Source organism: Flavobacterium sp. GL_143, from assembly GCF_057834355.1.
The window spans coordinates 1,678,824-1,697,833 of record NZ_CM174401.1 but is presented as its reverse complement, the minus strand read 5'-3'; the positions used below and the strand labels follow the sequence as shown (position 1 = coordinate 1,697,833).

The 19,010-nt window shown below is 32.3% G+C and carries 25 protein-coding genes; 10 read left to right on the top strand and 15 right to left on the bottom strand.

Translation table 11 applies throughout. The features are described 5' to 3' along the window. Positions 1 to 7: 7 nt before the first annotated feature. On the top strand, positions 8 to 778 hold the full coding sequence (locus AC3IPI_RS07330) for an outer membrane beta-barrel protein (RefSeq protein ID WP_086895377.1): 771 nt from the start codon (positions 8 to 10) through the stop codon (positions 776 to 778). Between the two features lie 106 nt (positions 779 to 884). Here AC3IPI_RS07330 and AC3IPI_RS07325 read toward each other — a convergent pair whose 3' ends face one another. Further along, the gene (locus tag AC3IPI_RS07325; RefSeq protein ID WP_489158115.1) at positions 885 to 1,304 is read right to left on the bottom strand and encodes a DUF417 family protein; all 420 of its coding nucleotides are present in this window, start codon (positions 1,302 to 1,304) and stop codon (positions 885 to 887) included. Positions 1,305 to 1,856: 552 nt separating this feature from the next. On the opposite strand from AC3IPI_RS07325, the gene leuC reads away from it, so the two are divergent. The 5 genes from leuC (at position 1,857) to leuB (ending at position 7,679) form a co-directional block, all read left to right on the top strand. Continuing rightward, positions 1,857 to 3,251 carry a 3-isopropylmalate dehydratase large subunit gene (gene leuC / locus AC3IPI_RS07320; protein WP_039113811.1) on the top strand — a complete coding sequence of 465 codons (1,395 nt, stop codon included), beginning with the start codon at positions 1,857 to 1,859 and terminating at the stop codon, positions 3,249 to 3,251. Positions 3,252 to 3,362: 111 nt separating this feature from the next. Beyond that, positions 3,363 to 3,959: a 3-isopropylmalate dehydratase small subunit gene (gene leuD, locus AC3IPI_RS07315; RefSeq protein ID WP_073394664.1), complete on the top strand. Its 597-nt coding sequence runs from the start codon at positions 3,363 to 3,365 to the stop codon at positions 3,957 to 3,959. Positions 3,960 to 4,093: 134 nt separating this feature from the next. After that, a complete protein-coding gene (locus AC3IPI_RS07310; protein WP_489158112.1) occupies positions 4,094 to 4,882 on the top strand; it encodes a methyltransferase domain-containing protein in 789 nt (262 codons plus the stop codon). Positions 4,883 to 4,924: 42 nt separating this feature from the next. Further along, complete coding sequence (locus AC3IPI_RS07305; protein ID WP_039116817.1) at positions 4,925 to 6,445, top strand: alpha-isopropylmalate synthase regulatory domain-containing protein; 1,521 nt, start codon at positions 4,925 to 4,927, stop codon at positions 6,443 to 6,445. Between the two features lie 172 nt (positions 6,446 to 6,617). Next, a complete protein-coding gene (gene leuB / locus AC3IPI_RS07300) occupies positions 6,618 to 7,679 on the top strand; it encodes a 3-isopropylmalate dehydrogenase (RefSeq protein ID WP_039113805.1) in 1,062 nt (353 codons plus the stop codon). 116 nt (positions 7,680 to 7,795) lie between these two features. Here the strand turns inward: leuB and rbp are convergent, their stop codons facing one another. Together rbp and AC3IPI_RS07290 are read right to left on the bottom strand one after the other, a co-directional pair. Beyond that, complete coding sequence (rbp, locus tag AC3IPI_RS07295; protein WP_039113804.1) at positions 7,796 to 8,158, bottom strand: RNA-binding regulator; 363 nt, start codon at positions 8,156 to 8,158, stop codon at positions 7,796 to 7,798. A gap of 140 nt (positions 8,159 to 8,298) precedes the next feature. Then, positions 8,299 to 8,787, bottom strand: coding sequence for a DUF6252 domain-containing protein (locus AC3IPI_RS07290; RefSeq protein WP_489158109.1), 489 nt, complete (start codon positions 8,785 to 8,787; stop codon positions 8,299 to 8,301). 197 nt (positions 8,788 to 8,984) lie between these two features. On the opposite strand from AC3IPI_RS07290, the gene AC3IPI_RS07285 reads away from it, so the two are divergent. From AC3IPI_RS07285 to AC3IPI_RS07270, 4 genes are all read left to right on the top strand, one after another. Next, complete coding sequence (locus AC3IPI_RS07285; protein ID WP_489158107.1) at positions 8,985 to 9,548, top strand: 30S ribosomal protein S16; 564 nt, start codon at positions 8,985 to 8,987, stop codon at positions 9,546 to 9,548. 15 nt (positions 9,549 to 9,563) lie between these two features. Next, positions 9,564 to 10,088: a ribosome maturation factor RimM gene (gene rimM, locus AC3IPI_RS07280; protein WP_039113800.1), complete on the top strand. Its 525-nt coding sequence runs from the start codon at positions 9,564 to 9,566 to the stop codon at positions 10,086 to 10,088. A 241-nt stretch (positions 10,089 to 10,329) separates the two neighbouring features. Next, positions 10,330 to 10,752, top strand: a complete 423-nt coding sequence (locus AC3IPI_RS07275) for a four helix bundle protein (protein ID WP_489158104.1) — start codon at positions 10,330 to 10,332, stop codon at positions 10,750 to 10,752. 145 nt (positions 10,753 to 10,897) lie between these two features. Next, the gene (locus AC3IPI_RS07270) at positions 10,898 to 11,605 is read left to right on the top strand and encodes a tRNA1(Val) (adenine(37)-N6)-methyltransferase (RefSeq protein WP_039113799.1); all 708 of its coding nucleotides are present in this window, start codon (positions 10,898 to 10,900) and stop codon (positions 11,603 to 11,605) included. Between the two features lie 58 nt (positions 11,606 to 11,663). Here the strand turns inward: AC3IPI_RS07270 and AC3IPI_RS07265 are convergent, their stop codons facing one another. From AC3IPI_RS07265 to AC3IPI_RS07210, 12 genes are all read right to left on the bottom strand, one after another. Next, positions 11,664 to 11,855, bottom strand: coding sequence for a hypothetical protein (locus AC3IPI_RS07265; protein WP_039116971.1), 192 nt, complete (start codon positions 11,853 to 11,855; stop codon positions 11,664 to 11,666). Positions 11,856 to 12,400: 545 nt separating this feature from the next. Beyond that, on the bottom strand, positions 12,401 to 12,583 hold the full coding sequence (locus AC3IPI_RS07260) for a hypothetical protein (protein ID WP_035621975.1): 183 nt from the start codon (positions 12,581 to 12,583) through the stop codon (positions 12,401 to 12,403). A 518-nt stretch (positions 12,584 to 13,101) separates the two neighbouring features. Beyond that, a complete protein-coding gene (locus AC3IPI_RS07255; RefSeq protein WP_039113796.1) occupies positions 13,102 to 13,281 on the bottom strand; it encodes a hypothetical protein in 180 nt (59 codons plus the stop codon). Positions 13,282 to 13,608: 327 nt separating this feature from the next. Further along, positions 13,609 to 14,904 (bottom strand): HlyD family secretion protein, encoded by a 1,296-nt coding sequence (locus tag AC3IPI_RS07250; RefSeq protein ID WP_039116972.1) that lies wholly within the window; start codon positions 14,902 to 14,904, stop codon positions 13,609 to 13,611. A 3-nt stretch (positions 14,905 to 14,907) separates the two neighbouring features. After that, a complete protein-coding gene (locus AC3IPI_RS07245; RefSeq protein WP_039116973.1) occupies positions 14,908 to 17,100 on the bottom strand; it encodes a peptidase domain-containing ABC transporter in 2,193 nt (730 codons plus the stop codon). Positions 17,101 to 17,497: 397 nt separating this feature from the next. Next, complete coding sequence (locus tag AC3IPI_RS07240) at positions 17,498 to 17,662, bottom strand: hypothetical protein (protein WP_323490247.1); 165 nt, start codon at positions 17,660 to 17,662, stop codon at positions 17,498 to 17,500. 26 nt (positions 17,663 to 17,688) lie between these two features. Beyond that, on the bottom strand, positions 17,689 to 17,919 hold the full coding sequence (locus AC3IPI_RS07235) for a hypothetical protein (protein ID WP_489158099.1): 231 nt from the start codon (positions 17,917 to 17,919) through the stop codon (positions 17,689 to 17,691). A 28-nt stretch (positions 17,920 to 17,947) separates the two neighbouring features. Then, positions 17,948 to 18,100, bottom strand: coding sequence for a hypothetical protein (locus tag AC3IPI_RS07230; RefSeq protein WP_165572108.1), 153 nt, complete (start codon positions 18,098 to 18,100; stop codon positions 17,948 to 17,950). A 34-nt stretch (positions 18,101 to 18,134) separates the two neighbouring features. Then, complete coding sequence (locus tag AC3IPI_RS07225; RefSeq protein WP_489158097.1) at positions 18,135 to 18,296, bottom strand: hypothetical protein; 162 nt, start codon at positions 18,294 to 18,296, stop codon at positions 18,135 to 18,137. Positions 18,297 to 18,380: 84 nt separating this feature from the next. Continuing rightward, positions 18,381 to 18,542 (bottom strand): hypothetical protein, encoded by a 162-nt coding sequence (locus AC3IPI_RS07220; RefSeq protein WP_207621538.1) that lies wholly within the window; start codon positions 18,540 to 18,542, stop codon positions 18,381 to 18,383. 112 nt (positions 18,543 to 18,654) lie between these two features. Further along, on the bottom strand, positions 18,655 to 18,807 hold the full coding sequence (locus AC3IPI_RS07215) for a hypothetical protein (RefSeq protein ID WP_165572281.1): 153 nt from the start codon (positions 18,805 to 18,807) through the stop codon (positions 18,655 to 18,657). Between the two features lie 34 nt (positions 18,808 to 18,841). Continuing rightward, positions 18,842 to 19,000, bottom strand: coding sequence for a hypothetical protein (locus tag AC3IPI_RS07210; RefSeq protein ID WP_165572106.1), 159 nt, complete (start codon positions 18,998 to 19,000; stop codon positions 18,842 to 18,844). Positions 19,001 to 19,010: the final 10 nt, after the last annotated feature.

Genomic DNA, 19,010 nt, shown 5'->3' with positions numbered 1-19,010 from the left:
ATTAAACATGAAAAACTTAGTAATTGCCATGATTTTGAGTATTTCCTTTGCGGGAAATGCTCAAGATATAACTGATTGGCAAGTTGGAATAAATTTGAATCCTTTCTTTTTCACTAGAATAAATTCAAACTTCCTTTATAATAAAGACAAACAAGATTTGCCAAATGGTTTTGGTTTTGGACTCACAATCGAAAAAAACTGGAATGACAGTTGGGGTGTAAAAACTGGGTTTGAATATTCGAAACAAAACGAAAAATACTTTTTTGATGTCGTTGGAGACAATACAAGTATAAAATCAAGTTTTGAGTATTATAAAACTCCCATAACTGTTCAATATTATTATCACTTAAAAGAGAAATTATTTTTAACATTTAATCAAGGAATACAGTTTTCTTTTCTGAAATATTATAAAACAATTGCAGAAGATGAATATGAAATAAGAACACATACTTCAGATTATGGTGAATATATTTCTTATCAACATCCAGAAAGAAATCAATATTATAGTGACGAAGGAAAAATGCACAAAAAAACTTTATTTGGTATAATTGGTTCAATTGGTTTAAAAGGTTTTCTGTCAGATAAAATTTCCTATTCTACAAATTTAAGATATGAATATGATTTCACTTCTGCAGATAATTTCCCTTACTATTCAGATACACCTGATTGGAATGATTCTAAAAAAACTACACATAATTTACGAATTGGGTTAGAATTGGGTCTGCAATATCATTTTTCAATAAATGATCGCTTTGATAAAAGCCCACATCGATTGTAAGGATTAGTAGCTATAATAATCAATCTAAATTATTAAAACTCGTTATGTTTTTGATAATTTGGATTGATTATTTTCTTTTATATTGAATGGGTAAAATTTCTTTTATTTACTCCTTGCTTTTCGCATACACCATCAAAGAAATTGCCAAATATGGAATGTCTTTTAAAATAAAAAAGTCTGTTACAGGAAAACCTTCAACCATTTTAAAAACGCCTGGAGTTGTAATTAGGAAACTTAAAGTTGTAATAAATATAACAGCCGAAGCTGCTCCTGCGTAGATTCCGATTTTTCTATAAAATAAAGAAAACAATAGTCCAACCCCAGTAAAGACTTCAAAAACTCCAATAACATTAGAAACAACTTGCACCGACATTACTTTGTACATCCAACTCATTGCAAAATGATTTTCGACTAAGCCTTTTATTGCTCCAGCTTCGGCAGCTGTAAACTTAAAAAGTCCAACCCAAACTAAAATAATTACGGTTCCAATAACTCCAATTCTGTAAGCAATTTGATTTAAATTCATGACATTATTTTTTTAAAATTAGAATTTTCAATATTAGTAATCCTTTTAAAAAGTAATTGTCAGCTACCCGTCATAATCACTCAAATTGATTTTAACTTCATTCTAAAAAACAAAAAATACATTTCTTGGATGTCGTAAAATGCAATTAAAAAAACAGCTTTATATAGAATAGTTTTAACCGAATAAAACATCCAATTACTTCATTTTTAAACTGCTTTAATCAAAAGAAAGAATTATTATTTACTACTATTTTTCCACATTTTGTTATATTATTTATTCTAAAACTGCTTTAAACACAGCTAAATAGCAATAAATCCACAAATTAGCAACCTCTACAACAATCAAAAGCAACCTAATTAAAAAGAGAAAGAGAAAAGCAAAGAAAAATTTAACACCTTAACGAATATCAAACAAAGCGAACGAGTTTATAATTTGTAGAATGGTTTGGGTATCGTATATAATCGAATATGCCAATTTTCGCTTTTGATTCTTTTTCTAATTTTGTTATCCTCTTATGATTACATGCAAATTACAATTAAAAAATAGTTAAAAATGAGTACTACATTATTCGACAAAGTATGGGATTCGCACGTTGTGCGTAAAATTGAAGATGGACCCGATGTGTTTTTCATTGACCGTCATTTTATTCATGAAGTTACAAGTCCTGTTGCTTTTTTAGGATTAAAATCCAGAGGCATTTCGGTTTTATACCCAGAACGCACTTTTGCAACTGCCGATCACAACACACCAACTATAAATCAGCATTTACCTGTTGAAGATGCTTTATCTGCTAATCAGCTAAAAGCATTAGAAGATAACGCAGCCGAATACGGAATTTCTCACTGGGGTTTAGGTCACAAAAAAAACGGAATCGTTCACGTTGTAGGTCCTGAAAACGGAATCACACTTCCTGGTGCAACTATTGTTTGTGGAGATTCACATACTTCTACTCACGGTGCTTTTGGAGCGATTGCATTTGGTATTGGAACTTCTGAAGTTGAAATGGTTTTATCTACTCAATGTATCATGCAACCAAAGCCAAAGAAAATGCGTATCAACGTAAATGGCGAATTAAGTAAAGGTGTAGGACCAAAAGATGTTGCTCTTTATATTATTGCTCAATTAACTACTTCTGGAGGTACTGGATATTTTGTTGAATATGCCGGAAATGTTTTTGAAAACATGACCATGGAAGGTCGTATGACTGTTTGTAATTTAAGTATCGAAATGGGAGCTCGCGGAGGAATGATTGCTCCAGACCAAAAAACATTCGATTTCCTTGAAGGAAGATTATATGCGCCAAAAGGTGAAGCTTGGGATAAAGCAGTTGCTTATTGGAAAACTTTAAAAACTGATGCTGATGCAGTTTTTGATGCTGAATTAAACATTAACGCAGCAGATATCGAACCGATGATTACTTACGGTACTAATCCAGGAATGGGAATTGGTATCTCTAAAAATATTCCGAACGCCAACCAAGTTGAAGGCGGCGAGGAAACTTATAAAAAATCTTTGGCCTACATGGGCTTTCAAGAAAATGATGTAATGATTGGAAAACCAATCGACTTTGTATTCTTAGGAAGTTGTACTAATGGACGTATTGAAGATTTTAGAGCTTTTACAGAAATTGTAAAAGGACGCAAAAAAGCTGATAATGTAACTGCTTGGTTAGTTCCAGGATCTCATGTTGTTGAAGCACAAATTAAAGAAGAAGGTCTTTTAGAAATCTTAACCGAAGCAGGTTTTGTATTACGTCAGCCTGGTTGTTCTGCTTGTTTAGCTATGAACGATGATAAAGTTCCTGCTGGAAAATACGCAGTAAGTACATCTAATAGAAACTTTGAAGGTCGTCAAGGTCCTGGCTCAAGAACACTTTTGGCTAGTCCGATTATGGCAGCAGCAGCAGCCGTGACAGGAAAACTGACAGATCCGAGAGAGTTATTTTAATTCTCGCTATAAGCTTTAAGCAATAGGCTTCAAGCAAAAAACACAATAACATAATACACCCTGTAGGAAAAGCCTAAAGCTTATAGCCTACAGCCTAAAGCAGATATCAAAATGGCATACGATAAATTTAATATACTTACTAGTAGTGCAGTGCCGCTACCGATAGAAAACGTAGATACAGATCAAATCATCCCGGCTCGTTTCTTAAAAGCTACAAAACGTGAAGGTTTTGGAGACAATCTTTTTAGAGATTGGAGATATAATGGTGATGATTCTCCAAAAGCTGATTTCGTTTTAAATGACTCTACTTATAGCGGAAAAATCTTAGTTGGAGGAAAAAACTTTGGTTCAGGATCTTCTAGAGAACATGCTGCTTGGGCAGTTTACGATTATGGATTTAGAGCTGTAGTATCTAGTTTCTTTGCAGATATCTTTAAGGGAAACTGCTTAAATATTGGAGTTCTTCCTGTACAAGTTAGCCCTGAATTTGCTGATACTATTTTTAAAGCAATTGAAGCTGATCCAAAAACGGAATTAGAAATCAACTTACCAAATCAAACTATTACATTATTAGCAACTGGTCAATCAGAATCTTTTGCAATTAATGGATACAAAAAGAATAATATGATTAATGGCTTTGATGACATTGATTATTTACAAAACATCAAAGAAGATATTGTGACTTTTGCCGATAAACTTCCTTATTAATAAAATCTCGTTCGATCTACTAGACCCGACAGGTTTTCGAAACCTGTCGGGTCTTTCTAAATTAAATCGACCGAAAAAATATTTCAGAAAATAATCCAACATCGAAATAAGTTTTAAAAATAATCCTATTGTAAATGAAAGGCAATAAACATATTAAAAGGGACGAAAACGCGACAAAAATATTTGACGATAGAAGTTTATCAAAAGATTATCGAAATCTGATTCAGATTTTAAAACCCGGAATGACAATTTTAGATATTGGGTGCGGAACAGGTTCAATTTCAAAAGACATTGCAAATACTATTGGCCCTAACGGAAAGGTTATTGCAATTGACAATACAGAAATTTTCATAAAAAGCGGCAAAGAATCTTATCAATCAGTCTCTAATCTAGAATTAATTGCGGTTGATTTATTTGAATACAATCCAGACACAAAATTTGATTTAATCGTTTCTGCCAGAACATTACAATGGTTAAGCAATCCTAAAGAAGCTTTAATAAAAATGAAATCATTATTAAAGCCAAACGGTCAAATATCAATTCTGGATTATGATCACACTAATTTAATCTGGAATCCATTACCACCGGAAAGCATTCAGGAATTTTATAAAACTTTTTTGAAATGGCGGGCAGATGCCGGAATGAATAATAAGATAGGCGAAGATCTACCTCAATTATTAAAAGAAGCAGGTTTTCATTCTATCGAGAAAATAAATTCAGACGAAGCTTATCATAATGAAGATTCTGATTTTAAATCAAAAATAGGGATTTGGTCTAAAGTTGCAGGTTCCAGTCAAATGGTTGAGGAAGATTATTTAGATAACGAATTAAGATTAAAAACAATCGAAGAATACAATAACTGGATCGAAAATTCAGCTATTTCAATGACAATGAAGTTAAATGAAGTGAGAGGAAAATTATAACAACAACTATAATTTCACTTTAAAAGAAATACAGAAATCAATATGGAAAAAAGAAAAATTGAAATAATGGACACGACGCTCCGGGATGGCGAACAAACATCGGGAGTATCTTTTTCTGCAGCAGAAAAACTAACCATTGCACAATTACTATTAGAAGAATTAAATATTGATCGAATAGAAATTGCCTCTGCTCGCGTAAGCGAAGGAGAATTTCAGGCAGTAAAAAGTATAACATCTTGGGCAGAAGAAAGAGGTTACATTAAAAGAATTGAAGTATTATCTTTTGTAGATGGTGGCGTTTCTATCGAATGGATGAAAAAAGCTGGAGCTAAAGTTCAGAACTTATTAACCAAAGGTTCGATGAACCATCTTATACATCAGTTAAAAAAAACACCAGAACAACATTTTGCCGAAATTGCAACAAGTATTGCTTTAGCAAAAGAAAACGACATCGAAACAAATGTATATTTGGAAGATTGGAGCAACGGAATGCGAAATTCTCCCGAATATGTTTTTGATTTTCTGGCTTTTTTAGCAACACAACCCATCAAAAGAATTTTGCTTCCTGATACTTTAGGTGTATTGATTCCTGCTCAAACTTTCGAATTTATTTCAAAAATCACTGCAAAATATCCAAGTATCCATTTTGATTTTCATGCACATAATGATTACGATTTAAGTGTAGCCAATGTTATGGAAGCAGTAAAAGCAGGCATTAAAGGTCTTCATGTTACTGTAAACGGAATGGGGGAACGTGCAGGAAATGCACCTCTCGAAAGTACTGTTGCCGTAATCAATGATTATTTACCAGAAGTAAGTATTAATATCAAGGAAACTTCTTTATACTCGGTGAGTAAATTGGTAGAAACCTTTACTGGCTACAGAATTCCTGCCAACAAACCAATTGTTGGAGATAATGTTTTCACCCAAACTGCAGGAATTCATGCCGATGGTGACAATAAAAACAACTTATATTTTAGTGATTTACTTCCAGAACGTTTTGGAAGAAAACGCAAATACGCTCTCGGGAAAACCTCTGGAAAAGCCAACATTGAAAAGAATCTTCAGGAATTAGGATTAAAACTAAATCAAGAGGATTTAAAATTGGTTACTCAACGTATTATCGAATTAGGCGACAAAAAAGAAACCGTTACCAAAGAAGATTTACCATACATCATTTCTGACGTTTTAAACAGTCATACATATCAAGATAAAATTACAATACAGTCTTACGTATTAATGCATTCAAAAGGGACACGTCCATCATCAACATTAAGCTTAAATCTTGACGGAGAAATCATAGAAGAACATGCACAAGGAGATGGTCAGTTTGATGCTTTTATGAATGCATTGACCAAAATCTACAAAAGCAAAAAAATGACTTTACCAAAGTTAATTGATTATGCAGTTCGAATCCCTCCAGGAAGTAGTTCTGACGCTTTATGCGAGACTATTATTACTTGGATTAATAACGGAAAAGAATTTAAAACAAGAGGACTAGATTCTGATCAGACAGTTGCCGCAATTATTGCCACACAAAAAATGTTGAATGTGATTCCTTAATATAGGTACAAAGGCTCAGAGCAACAAAGGTGCAAAGGTTTTTTCTTTGTTGCTTTAAACTTTGAGCCTTTGAATCTTGGCCACTTTAAACCTAACAAACAATTATAAATTAAAATTCTGATCAGTTAAGAAAAAAAACTTAGAAACTCAAGAACTTAGAAACTTAAAAAAAATGAAATTTAACATCGCCCTTTTAGCAGGAGACGGAATTGGTCCTGAGGTAATTAATGAAGCCGTAAAAGTATCTGATGCTATTGCAAAAAAATTCAATCACGAAATTAACTGGACACCTGCTCTTACAGGAGCTTGCGCTATTGATGCAGTTGGAGTTCCTTATCCTGATGAAACTCATGAAATTTGTATGGCTGCCGATGCCGTTTTATTTGGCGCAATCGGTCATCCAAAATACGATAATGATCCAAGTGCGCCTGTTCGACCTGAACAAGGTTTATTATTAATGCGTAAAAAATTAGGCTTATTTGCAAACGTACGCCCTACATTTACTTTCCCTTCATTAATAGATAATTCTCCTTTAAAAAGAGAAAGAATCGAAGGAACTGATTTGGTTTTCTTAAGAGAATTAACCGGTGGAATTTACTTTGGAGAAAAAGGAAGAAGAGACAATGGAGAAACTGCTTTTGACAATTGTGTTTACACAAGAGCTGAAGTACAACGTTTAGCTAAAAAAGGTTTTGAACTCGCAATGACACGTAGCAAAAAATTATGTTGCGTTGATAAAGCAAACGTTTTGGAAACTTCACGTTTATGGAGAGAAACGGTTCAGGCAATGGAAAAAGATTATCCTGAAGTAACTGTTTCTTATGAGTTTGTAGATGCTGTTGCGATGCGATTGGTACAATGGCCAAACTCTTACGATGTATTGATCACTGAAAATCTATTTGGAGATATCTTAACCGATGAAGCTTCGGTAATTTCTGGCTCAATGGGATTAATGCCTTCTGCATCTGTTGGAGAACACACTTCATTATATGAACCTATTCACGGGTCTTATCCGCAAGCAACAGGATTAAATATTGCAAATCCATTAGCAACTATTTTATCTGCTGCAATGATGTTTGAAGATGCTTTTGGACTAAAAGAGGAAGCCGAAGCAATTAGAGCTGTTGTAAACAAATCATTAGAGCAAGGAATTGTCACTGAAGATTTAGCTCCAAAAGGAACCAAAGCATACAAAACCAGCGAAGTTGGTGATTGGTTGGTTGCTAATTTATAAAAAATATTAGACGCACTGCGGTGCGTCTCTACAATATGCGTCTCCGCAACAAAACATATACAAACAAAAAAGGTGTCAATAAATTGACACCTTTTTTTATATTGTAGAAAAAAATATTAATATCCTCCTCTGTTTCCACCTCCACGGTTGTCTCCACCACGGCTGTTTCCACCACCATAACCACCACGAGAATCATTTCCTCCACGGTTGTTATTAAAACTTCTTCTTTCGCCTTCTGGTTTTGGCTCAGATTTGTTTACAACAATTGCACGTCCTTGAACAGTAGCTCCGTTCAATTCGTCAATCGCTTTTTGAGCCTCATCATCATTTGTCATTTCAACAAAACCGAAACCTTTACTTCTTCCAGTAAATTTATCAGTAATGATTTTAACTGAATCAACTGCTCCGTAAGCCTCGAAAGACTCTCTTAAATCTGCTTCCTCAATACTGAATGGAAGGCTTCCAACAAAAATATTCATATGTACTTATTTTAATATGCAACAAATGTAATCTTATTTTTTTCTAATCTACTATAAATTAGCTTATTTATGTTTTTATTATCAATAAAAAAAAGTAAGAAGAGTCGCAAATAGATTTTTTTTTCTTTCTCTAAAATTTTCTATTCCGATGTGTTAACCAACGTAATTGGCACTTTATAAAAAACTCCTTCTTTAAAGCGGACAGCTTTTTCGACCGACGCAACATCTTCATTATCTGGAGCAATAAATGCAAATGTGCCCGAAACTGTATTTGTATCCTTATTATACTCTGTTATAATAATCTGACCACTTCCTATTCCTTTACCTGTTTTATACAAAGTTTCTTGCCTTGGTAATGAATTAATATATATAGCAGTAGAAACATCATCGACTCCCAAAACATATGTTTTAACATTTACCGAAGCTGTTTGTAATACGACTTTTTCATCATTCAAACCTCCAGTAATTACAAGTTTTCCGTCCTTATCAATAGTAGCACTATAAGTTGTAGTTCTCCAAAAAACATCATTTTTCAAGAACTGAAAGGCAGGACTACTCGACACCACTTCTTCTTTGTCACAAGCAAAAACCAATAAAAGTAGAGGCAATAGAAAAAACCACTTTTTCATATTCAAATTAAATTTTGGCAAAATTATCAATTAAAAAACAAAATAATTAGATCTATCTCTTAAAAGAACCATAAAAAACTAGCAAATAAGGGCTTAAACATTAAATTGAAAAATAGAAATTGTAATTCAGAATAAAATTATATCTTTGCACCCTTAATTAATAGAGGTCGAGTACCTCAAAATTTAATCAAACGATTATGTCAGTAAAAATTAGATTACAAAGACACGGTAAAAAAGGAAAACCTTTTTACTGGGTTGTAGCTGCAGATGCACGCTCAAAAAGAGACGGTAAATACTTAGAGAAAATCGGTACTTACAATCCAAACACAAACCCAGCAACTATCGACTTAAACCTTGATAGTGCAGTTAAATGGTTACACAATGGTGCACAACCAACTGATACTGCTAAAGCAATTCTTTCTTACAAAGGAGCTTTGTTGAAACATCACCTTGAAGGTGGTATTCGCAAAGGTGCTTTAACTCAAGAACAAGCTGATGCAAAATTAGCTGCTTGGTTAGAAGCAAAAGCTGGAAAAGTTGACGCTAAGAAAGATGGTTTAACTAAAGCGCAAGCTGATGCTAAATCTAAAGCTTTTAAAGCTGAACAAGAAGTAAACGCAAAACGTTTAGCTGCTGCTGCAAAAGCTGAAGCTGACGCTATCGCTGCTGCTACTCCTGCTGTAGAAGAAGTTGCTGAAGTTGAAGCATCAACTGAAGAAGCTCCAGCTGTTGAAGAAAATAACGAAACAACTGAAGCATAATTATATTAAGCGAGAATGCGTAAAGAAGAATGTTTTTATTTAGGTAAAATCGCGAAAAAATTTAGTTTCAAAGGTGAAGTTCTGGCTTATTTAGACACGGACGAACCTGAGTTATACGAAAACTTGGAATCAGTGTTTGTCGAATGCGACAAACACTTGGTTCCTTTTTTTATTGAAAGTAGCTCAATACACAAAAACGATTTCTTAAGAATTCGTTTTGAAGATATGACTACTGAGGAAGATGCCGATGCCATTATGGGTAACGCCATTTATCTTCCTTTAAGCATGTTACCTAAACTTACTGGTAACAAATTTTATTTTCACGAAGTTATCGGTTTCGAAATAGAAGACCAACGCTTAGGCGTTTTCGGAAAAATAGTTTCTGTAAATGACTCTACTGCCCAACCTCTTTTTGAAGTTATTAATGGCGAAGTAGAAATGTTAATCCCTATGATTGACCATTTCTTAGTAAAAATTGACCGTGATAACAAAAAAGTTATCATGAATTTACCTGAAGGCTTGGTTGAAATGTACCTTTAGATTAGAAATTCCAATACTGAAAAGGAAAATTCCAAATCTGAAATTCCAAATTCCAAACTAGGAAGAAAAATTCCAAATTCCAATACTGGAAAGGAAAATTCCAAATCTGAAATTCCAAATTCCAAACTAGGAAGGGAAATTCCAATTTTTCAAATCCCAAATCCCAATACTGGAAAGGAAAATTCCAAAACTGAAATTCCAAATCTCACCTTTTGAAGAATATTTTTTCTAAATTTTAAATTTGAAAGAAAAAACTTATTTTTATAAAATAATTGTGCCATCTTTATTAGAATTTAAAAATTGGAGTATTATGATAAACAAACCTTACGATTTAGAAGAACGAACTTTTTTGTTTGCAAATGAATGTAGAACATATGTTAGAACTTTACCTAAAACAACATCAAACATAGAAGACGGAAAACAATTAGTTAGATCTTCTGGTTCTGTAGGAGCAAATTATATTGAAGCAAATGAAAAACTTGGGGATAAAGATTTAATATTTAGACTTAAAATCTCTCGAAAAGAAGCTAAAGAATCTAAATTCTGGTTACGCCTATTACATGAATCAAATCCCGATCAAAGAACACTTTCAAATTCTTTATTATTCGAAGTAGAAGAATTACGAAAAATTTTATCTGCAATAATCACCAAAACTTCAAAATAATTATTGAGATTTTAATCTTACTTTTGCAACTCAAAACTCGTATAGTTTTACTCCTTTTTGCAATTGGAATTTGGAATTTCTTTTTTTAGAATTCCCTCCTTTCTAATTGAAATTTGGAATTTAAAAAAATTGGAATTTCTTTTTTATGTTTAAATTCAAACAATTCTCTATTCTACAAGATAAAACTGCTATGAAAGTTGGTACTGATGGTGTTTTATTAGGCGCATGGACTCCTATAACCAATAATCCTTTTAGCATTTTAGATGTTGGAGCTGGAACTGGACTTATTGCCTTGATGCTAGCACAAAGAACCTCAGCAGAACAAATCGACGCTTTAGAGATAGATGAAGCTGCGTATGAACAAGCTGTAGATAATTTTGAAAACGCTCCTTGGAATGACCGTTTATTTTGTTATCATGCAGGATTAGACGAGTTCATGGAAGAACCAGAAGACGAATATGACATCATTGTATCAAACCCTCCTTTTTACAGCGAAGATTACAAAACTGATAACGATCAAAGAGATTTAGCACGTTTTCAAGACGCAATGCCTTTTGAAGATTTAGTTGAAGCGGCTGATCTATTGCTTTCGGAAAACGGAATCTTCTCAGTAATTATTCCATTTAAAGAAGAAGAGAAATTTATTACTCTAGCCAAAGAATTTGAGTTATATCCTTTTAAAATCACTCGAGTAAAAGGAACACCTGTAAGCGATATTAAACGCAGTTTATTAGCCTTTAATCGCACTGAAAACACAGACATTTCTATCGATGAATTAATTATCGAAACTGAAAGACATGTTTATACTCCCGAATATATCGAATTGACCAAGGATTTCTATTTAAAAATGTAGGTTTTAAAAAACTTACAAAGAGAGAAAGCGAACTTTCTCTCTAACTTGTTTTAAGATATTATTTTTGGCAACACCAGTTTCCAGGATATCTTTTTGGATAAACTCCAAAGCCGCAAGCTTCTACAGAATAAACGCAATAACCTGTTTGTTCGGAATATGTCCAATCTCCTACTGCTCCACCGTTAATTAGTTTTTGTTCGCTTTTTGTTAATTTTTGAGCACCTTCTACGTTTAAAATGTTTTTTAACATGATTTGTTTTTTTATGGTTTCGTTAATAGCTCAATCTTTTAAAGACATTTGAACTTTCTGTCTAATCTCACGCAAGAATATTTTTAAGTCTATTAAAGAATCTAGCATATAACTAGTATTTTAATAGAAATTTGTCGATGATAAAATAGCTTAAAAACTACATGTGAATTTTTAAGCACAATATTAAAGATAAGAACTCAACTAATTAAACAATAGATATATACACAAAAACAACAAACATTGAGAACCTATTTTGTTACATTTATAACCCAAGATTAAACTGACACAATAGAAGCAAAAACGCATGAAAATTTCAACAGTCCTTTTAAAAGAAATGTCATCGATTTGAATCTAGTTAAAAATGAATAATCGTTATTGAAGAAGTAATTAAAAGAAGTAATTATGAGGTCTCGTCATCGGATATATCGAGTTGATGAAAGATCTCTATCTAAAAAATATAAACTTTAAAACCGGCTAAAAGAAGTAACTCAATTATAAAAATACACAGAGAGAAAGCGGACTTTCTCTCTGGTATGTTTTAAAAATTATTTTTCGCAACACCAGTTACCCGGATATTGTTTTGAATAAAGCGCACCGCTACAAACAGGAAGTGGATAAACACAATAACCCGTTGCTTCAGAATATCTCCATTCTCCTGCACTAATTAATTTTTGTTCGCTTTTGGTTAGTTTTCTGGCACCCTCTAAATTTAAAATGTTCTTTAACATGATTTGTTTTTTATGGTTTTGTTAATAGCTCAATCGTTTAAAGACAGTTGAACTTTCTGTCTAATCTCGCGTAAGAATATTTTAATTCTATTACAAAACCAGCTGATGCCTTTGTTTTTTAATAGAAAATCACATTTGATGAAATAGTTTAAAAACCACATAGTAATTTTTAAGCAGAACATTAAAGATAAAACATAACCAATTAAAATACAGATAGATAATAAAAAACAATAAACATTGAGCGTCTATTTTGTTAAATTTATAACCAGAAACTTAACTGGTTTATAAGAGGGAGAAACATAATATATTTAAAGTAAATACCATTGGCTTTTAATTCAAATTAAAAGCTAATGGTATCTCTATTGAGGAATAAATTATAGGAAGTAACTACACCTTTTTATTCTCGAATATAACGAGCTAACGAAAGATTGCTATGTTAAAAAGTGTAGAAAAGAATTATCTTAATTGTAAAATAACACAGAGAGAAAGCGAACTTCCTCTCTAATATATTTTAAAAACTATCTTTCACAACACCAACCACCGGCATAGCTTTTCGGATAAGTATCATCGCAAGAACTATAATTACTAAAACACCATCCTGTTTCCGGACTAAATTTAGCCCCACCTCCGTTAATTGATTTTTGTTCGTTTTTGGTTAATTTTTTGGCACCTCCCAAGTTTAAAATGTTTTTTAACATAATTTAAAATTTTATAGTTTCGTTAATAACCCAATCGTTTAAAGACATTTGAGTCTTATGTCTAATCTCACGCAAGAATATTTTGAATCTATTATAAAACCAGCAAACACCTCGTTTTTAATAGAAAATCATCTTTGATAAAATAGTTTAAAAACTACATCGTAATTTCTAAGCATAACATTAAAGATAAAAACATAGGCTATTAAAAAACAAACAGATAATCAAAAACAATAAACATTAAAGATCAATTTTGTTAAATTTATAACCTAGGATTTGACTGATTCAAAAATATAGCGAGAATACACAACGATTGTAAGACATAAAATCTTAATTCTGTCTAAAAAGGCTCTTAAACTGATATAGTATTCTTTCGAGTAATCGTAAATCTTCGGTAACAATTTCTGCACTACCTTTCATCTCTTGTTGAAAAGGAATTTTCTTTTTATACGATGTTTCCAATCCTTTAGGTAGCGATATATCTAGCAATAGATTCCCATCTTTATCTGGAATAAGCGAAATATTTTCGACCTTGCCTCTAATTACACCAAACTCTCTGTCTGGGAAATTAAACAATCGAATATTAACTTGTTGTCCTAGTTTAATTTTTCCTGAATTCTGAGCCTTTGCTTTGGCTTTGCCAATATATCCTTTTTCAGTATCTGGAATAATCGAAAAAACATTCTCTCCCGAAGTAATTGTTTGGCTCTCTGTCCATACTTGCAAAAAAGTAACTATACCCGGAATTGAGGATCTTAATGTGTAAGCTAATTCCCAATCTTTAATCCCTTTTTTTAACTGATAAAAAGATTGCATTAAGTTGCGCTCTAAATTCACTTCTTCTTTCGTTCCGCTTATTTTAGTACCTTGACTAGATCTGGAGTTTTCTATAAGGGATGATTTTAACTGCGATATTGATGAAAGCAATCCTTTATAATTCTTATCAGCCTGAAGATAACTCAACTTTTTATTTTCTAAGTCTTGTGTAGAAATAACCCCTTTTGCATATAAAGCTTCGAAACGATTAACATCATTTTTTTGAAGTTGTAATTCGCTTTCGTTGATGCTTTTTTGCTGCTGCAAAATAGCCAATCGCTCTTTTATCTGGGTATGTTCTGATTTTTGAGCATTATTTTCTACCTGAAAAGGTTGTAGGTTTTCATTAAGTTTCCATGCTGCATAGTCCTTCTGAAATACTCCATAAGCATTTTCCATCTCTCCAAACTGCATATTGTTTAGGGAAGCAAATGGAAATTCTTTATTTCTGTCATTTATATTAAAATTGTCTACTGTGTTTTTTAAAACAAAGACATCTTTATAATTAGCTGAATTTTCGATAATTGCAAGCGGTGTATTTTTTGATACTTTTGCTTTATCTTTTACCAAAATTGCTTCGATTCTTCCAGTAGTTTTTGCTACTAATTTCTCAGGAGGAATAGACGTTGTAATACTTATTTCTGTACTCACAACATCTGGATATTTAAGAAACCAGGAAACAAAAAACAGCATGCATATTATTGCAAAGATTAAAACCGTTCCCCATCGTATCATCCAATGTGGCACTCTTGTAAGGATATCTTGTACTTCTTCGCTTCTTAATTCAAATTTTGTATTGTCTTCTGCCATGTTTTAATTTCCTAATTGCAATTGATTACGAACCAATTCAAAATAATTCCCTTTTTGTTCTACTAATGCTGAGTGACTTCCTATTTCGATAATCTTTCCTTTGTCTAAAACAACTATTTGATCTGCGTTCATCACTGTACTTAATCGGTGTGCAATTACTACAACTGTTTTATCCTTAAAGAAGATATCTAATTTCCCCATAATTGATTTTTCATTATTTGCATCTAATGCTGAAGTTGCTTCATCAAAAAATAACATTTCGGGATTTTTATAAACTGCTCTCGCAATTAATAATCGTTGTTTTTGTCCTGTACTCATACCAACTCCTTCTGATCCTATCTTGGTATTATAACCAAGTGGCAAACTAGAGATATATTCTTTTATGTTGGCCACATCTGCAGCGTAAACCAATCGTTCTTTATCTATTTTATCGACCCCAATAGCTATATTATTAGCAATTGTATCACTAAAAATAAATCCTTCTTGCATAACTGCTCCGATGTTATTACGCCATGCTTTTTGCGAAATATTTTTAAGTTGTGTATTTCCTAAATTAATTTCTCCATTATTTGGCTCATAGAATTTTAGTAATAACTTCATTAAAGTGGTTTTTCCGCTTCCGCTAACGCCTACAATGGCAGTTACTTTGTGTGCAGGAATTATCAAATTTAAATCATCTAAAACAGGAATATCCGAACCTAAATAACGATACGATAAATCTTTGATGATTATATCGCTATCCTGAGGAATATCTTGGGTTTGATGTACTTCTTGCTGTACCTCATCTTCTTTATCATGAATTTCGGATAGTCTTGCCAACGATATTTTGGCATCTTGTACTTCTCTTACAAACTCTATAAGTTGTGTAATTGGTCCATTTAAACTCCCAACGATAGAACTTATAGCAAGCATCATCCCAAGTGTGATCTGACCATCGATTACCAATTTTGCCGAAAGGAAAATTATAAAAATATTCTTTAATTCATTAATTACAGATGAACCTATTGTTTGGGTTTGCTCTAAGACTAATCCTTTTATAGAAACCCTGAATAATCTTGCCTGAACATACTCCCAACCCCATCTTTTTTGCTTTTCGGCATTGTGCAGTTTTATTTCCTGCATTCCGTTTATAAGCTCCATAACCTTGCTTTGCTCCTGACTAACTTCCGAAAATCGCTTATAATCGAGTTCTTCTCTTCGTTTTAAGAATAAGGTTATCCATCCGAAGTACAGAATACTTCCTGCAAAAAACACTAAAAATATCTGAAGATTATAATAGGCTAGAACACCTCCCATAATTATCATATTAATGACCGAAAACAATACATTTAATGATGATGTAGTAAGGATTCTCTCTATACGACGATGGTCGTTTATACGTTGCATAATATCTCCCGTCATTCGGACATCAAAAAATGAAATTGGTAAATTCATTAATTTGATGAAGAAATCTGAAATTAAAGAGATATTAATTCTGGTAGATAAATGCAATAATATCCAACTCCTGATAAGTTCTAACCCTGTTCTTCCTGCAAAAAGAAATAATTGCGCAAACAGAATTAAATAAATAAAATGAATGTTTTGATTTTGTATCCCTACATCGACAATACTCTGGGTAAGAAACGGAAAGATAAGCTGTAGTAAACTACTCGCCAGTAAACTTATACTTAACTGGATTAGGAATGATTTATATCGCAAGACATATTGCGATAATAGCCCAAATCCTAAGCCTTTTTTATCTTCTTTATCAAACTCGGACTGAAAGAATCTTGGAGTGGCTTCTAACAATAATGCAATTCCTTCCTGAGTAGAATCATCGGCATTATTTCCTATCCAAAACTTAATAAAGTCTTTCTGATTATATTCTATCAATCCAAAAGCTGGATCAGAAATATAATAGATACCTCTCTTAATTTTATAAAGCACAACATAGTGTTCTTTATTCCAATGTAAGACACAAGGCAAAGGAGCTTCTTCCAGACTCTGTACATTAAGTTTAACTCCTAAGGTTCGAAAACCTATTTTTTCCGCAGCATCACTTAAGAACAACAAATTACTTCCTTCACGTGTGGTCTCACTGTAATCACGTAGTTCTTGAATATTTATGGACTTACCATAATGCTTTGCAATAATCTTTAAGCAGGTAGGACCGCAGTCCTTAAAATCTGCTTGTTTATAATTGGGGAATTTTTTCAATTTTAAATCTTGTTTTACAAGGACAATATACTCTAATTATTTCATATTCGAATATAAAATAATAAAGAGGAACCACCTCCTCTTTATCATCTTAATGAACAACCTTACTAACACTTAACAAATTATAATTTTATTTAAAACCTACGGCTGTACATTACATGGACTAGCGCAGGTTATCTTATAGTACTTACAGAGACCCGTATTCCAATCACGACAATACTCCAAACCACCTTTGATGCTTTTTTGTTGGTTCTTTGTTAATTGTTCAGCACCTTCTAAATTTAAAATCTTTTTTAACATGATATTTAGTTTTATTAGTTACACAAAAAACAATTAAAACATTAAATTCTTGTTAGTCGTTTTACGGACTAACAAAAACTTAATTAATATTACATTATTAAGGCTCTATCCCTGGACGACATGGACTAGCACATGATAAGCTATAATACTTACATTGATTTGTGTTAGGATCAATACAATCTCTTAAACCACCTTTAATACTTTTTTGCTCATTTTTAGTTAATTTTTGAGCACCTTCTAAATTTGAAATGTTTTTTAACATGATATAAAGTTTTAAAAATTAATTAATTAAGCTCCACCTCCAGGAAATGTACAATTCCCAGTACTTCCTTCTTCTAATCCTGGTATTGTACCATCAGCACAATAAGAAAAGCAAGAAGAACTTATTTTTACAGGACCTCCATTATAGCAAAAACATTTACAGTTTCCTGGCGGGATTTTACCTCCTCCAACAAGCATTTTTTGTTCGCTTTTGCTTAAATTTTGAGCACCTTCAATATTTAATATATTCTTTAACATAAGTATTGTTTTTAAAAATTAATTTTCATTAAGGCTCACAACGAACACAAACACCGAAAATATTTAAACAAAAATCTACAGCACATCCCTCTTTAGGTTTCTCTGTACCACCTTTGATTATTTTCTGCTCTGTTATGTTCAATTCTTGAACTCCTTCTAATTTTAAAATATTCTTTAACATAAGTATCGTTTTTTTAATGTTGAATAAATATTTACTAATTTTTTCTACAAAGTCCCTCAAATTCGCCTGAGACAACACAATATGTTCCTGTTGGACATATTCTTCCTTTAGTACAGGCTATACCTCCATGAATACTCTTTTGCTCATTTTTGGTTAATTGATGAGCCCCTTCTAAGTTTAAAATATTTTTTAACATAATTAGTTTTTATTAATTCGTTAATACTTCACTTTTTTAAGAACTAGGGTTTATGCCTAAAACTCATAAACCCTAGTATAAAAATTATCTAGAACACTCAATAAATCTACAATCTGGATAGGCAATATTATTATCTTCAGGACAACAAACGATAAAATCGCCAGGTCCGTTTCCTTTAATTACTTTTTGCTCATTTTCTGTTAACTCCTGAGCTCCGTCTATTTTTGATATATTTTTTAACATCATTATATTTTTTAAATTGTTGAACAAATACCTCTGATACTTTCTACAAATCTCTTCAAATAGCTAAACTGAAATTAACTTCAGGACTCGAAGTTCAAATGTAATATAGAGAAAACTAAACCTGACACTCAATATATCTGCAATCTGGATATGCAATACCGTCTTCTGGGCAACAAACTTCCCAATTTTTTTGTCCTCCTTTAATTGATTTTTGCTCATTTTCTGTTAATTCCTGAGCTCCATCTATTTTCGAAATATTTTTTAACATATTATTTTTAATTAAAATGATTAAATAAATTTAATTAGCAAGGCATACAACGCCATACCCATTTTCCATTTTCTAATAAACGTTCTGCACAGAAACCCTCGTCACAAAGTGGCGCACCACCTCCTGTAATTACTTTTTGCTCATTTTTAGTTATTTTTTGAGCGCCTTCCAAGTTTAAAATGTTTTTTAACATGATATTATAT

Excerpts from the sequence above, each read along its gene's own strand:
- AC3IPI_RS07330 (WP_086895377.1), top strand. The coding sequence starts at position 8 with ATGAAAAACTTAGTAATTGCCATGATTTTGAGTATTTCCTTTGCGGGA.
- AC3IPI_RS07325 (WP_489158115.1), bottom strand. The coding sequence starts at position 1,304 with ATGAATTTAAATCAAATTGCTTACAGAATTGGAGTTATTGGAACCGTA.
- leuC (WP_039113811.1), top strand. The coding sequence starts at position 1,857 with ATGAGTACTACATTATTCGACAAAGTATGGGATTCGCACGTTGTGCGT.
- leuD (WP_073394664.1), top strand. The coding sequence starts at position 3,363 with ATGGCATACGATAAATTTAATATACTTACTAGTAGTGCAGTGCCGCTA.
- AC3IPI_RS07310 (WP_489158112.1), top strand. The coding sequence starts at position 4,094 with ATGAAAGGCAATAAACATATTAAAAGGGACGAAAACGCGACAAAAATA.
- AC3IPI_RS07305 (WP_039116817.1), top strand. The coding sequence starts at position 4,925 with ATGGAAAAAAGAAAAATTGAAATAATGGACACGACGCTCCGGGATGGC.
- leuB (WP_039113805.1), top strand. The coding sequence starts at position 6,618 with ATGAAATTTAACATCGCCCTTTTAGCAGGAGACGGAATTGGTCCTGAG.
- rbp (WP_039113804.1), bottom strand. The coding sequence starts at position 8,158 with ATGAATATTTTTGTTGGAAGCCTTCCATTCAGTATTGAGGAAGCAGAT.
- AC3IPI_RS07290 (WP_489158109.1), bottom strand. The coding sequence starts at position 8,787 with ATGAAAAAGTGGTTTTTTCTATTGCCTCTACTTTTATTGGTTTTTGCT.
- AC3IPI_RS07285 (WP_489158107.1), top strand. The coding sequence starts at position 8,985 with ATGTCAGTAAAAATTAGATTACAAAGACACGGTAAAAAAGGAAAACCT.
- rimM (WP_039113800.1), top strand. The coding sequence starts at position 9,564 with ATGCGTAAAGAAGAATGTTTTTATTTAGGTAAAATCGCGAAAAAATTT.
- AC3IPI_RS07270 (WP_039113799.1), top strand. The coding sequence starts at position 10,898 with ATGTTTAAATTCAAACAATTCTCTATTCTACAAGATAAAACTGCTATG.
- AC3IPI_RS07265 (WP_039116971.1), bottom strand. The coding sequence starts at position 11,855 with ATGTTAAAAAACATTTTAAACGTAGAAGGTGCTCAAAAATTAACAAAA.
- AC3IPI_RS07260 (WP_035621975.1), bottom strand. The coding sequence starts at position 12,583 with ATGTTAAAGAACATTTTAAATTTAGAGGGTGCCAGAAAACTAACCAAA.
- AC3IPI_RS07255 (WP_039113796.1), bottom strand. The coding sequence starts at position 13,281 with ATGTTAAAAAACATTTTAAACTTGGGAGGTGCCAAAAAATTAACCAAA.
- AC3IPI_RS07250 (WP_039116972.1), bottom strand. The coding sequence starts at position 14,904 with ATGGCAGAAGACAATACAAAATTTGAATTAAGAAGCGAAGAAGTACAA.
- AC3IPI_RS07240 (WP_323490247.1), bottom strand. The coding sequence starts at position 17,662 with ATGTTAAAAAACATTTCAAATTTAGAAGGTGCTCAAAAATTAACTAAA.
- AC3IPI_RS07235 (WP_489158099.1), bottom strand. The coding sequence starts at position 17,919 with ATGTTAAAGAATATATTAAATATTGAAGGTGCTCAAAATTTAAGCAAA.
- AC3IPI_RS07230 (WP_165572108.1), bottom strand. The coding sequence starts at position 18,100 with ATGTTAAAGAATATTTTAAAATTAGAAGGAGTTCAAGAATTGAACATA.
- AC3IPI_RS07225 (WP_489158097.1), bottom strand. The coding sequence starts at position 18,296 with ATGTTAAAAAATATTTTAAACTTAGAAGGGGCTCATCAATTAACCAAA.
- AC3IPI_RS07220 (WP_207621538.1), bottom strand. The coding sequence starts at position 18,542 with ATGATGTTAAAAAATATATCAAAAATAGACGGAGCTCAGGAGTTAACA.
- AC3IPI_RS07215 (WP_165572281.1), bottom strand. The coding sequence starts at position 18,807 with ATGTTAAAAAATATTTCGAAAATAGATGGAGCTCAGGAATTAACAGAA.
- AC3IPI_RS07210 (WP_165572106.1), bottom strand. The coding sequence starts at position 19,000 with ATGTTAAAAAACATTTTAAACTTGGAAGGCGCTCAAAAAATAACTAAA.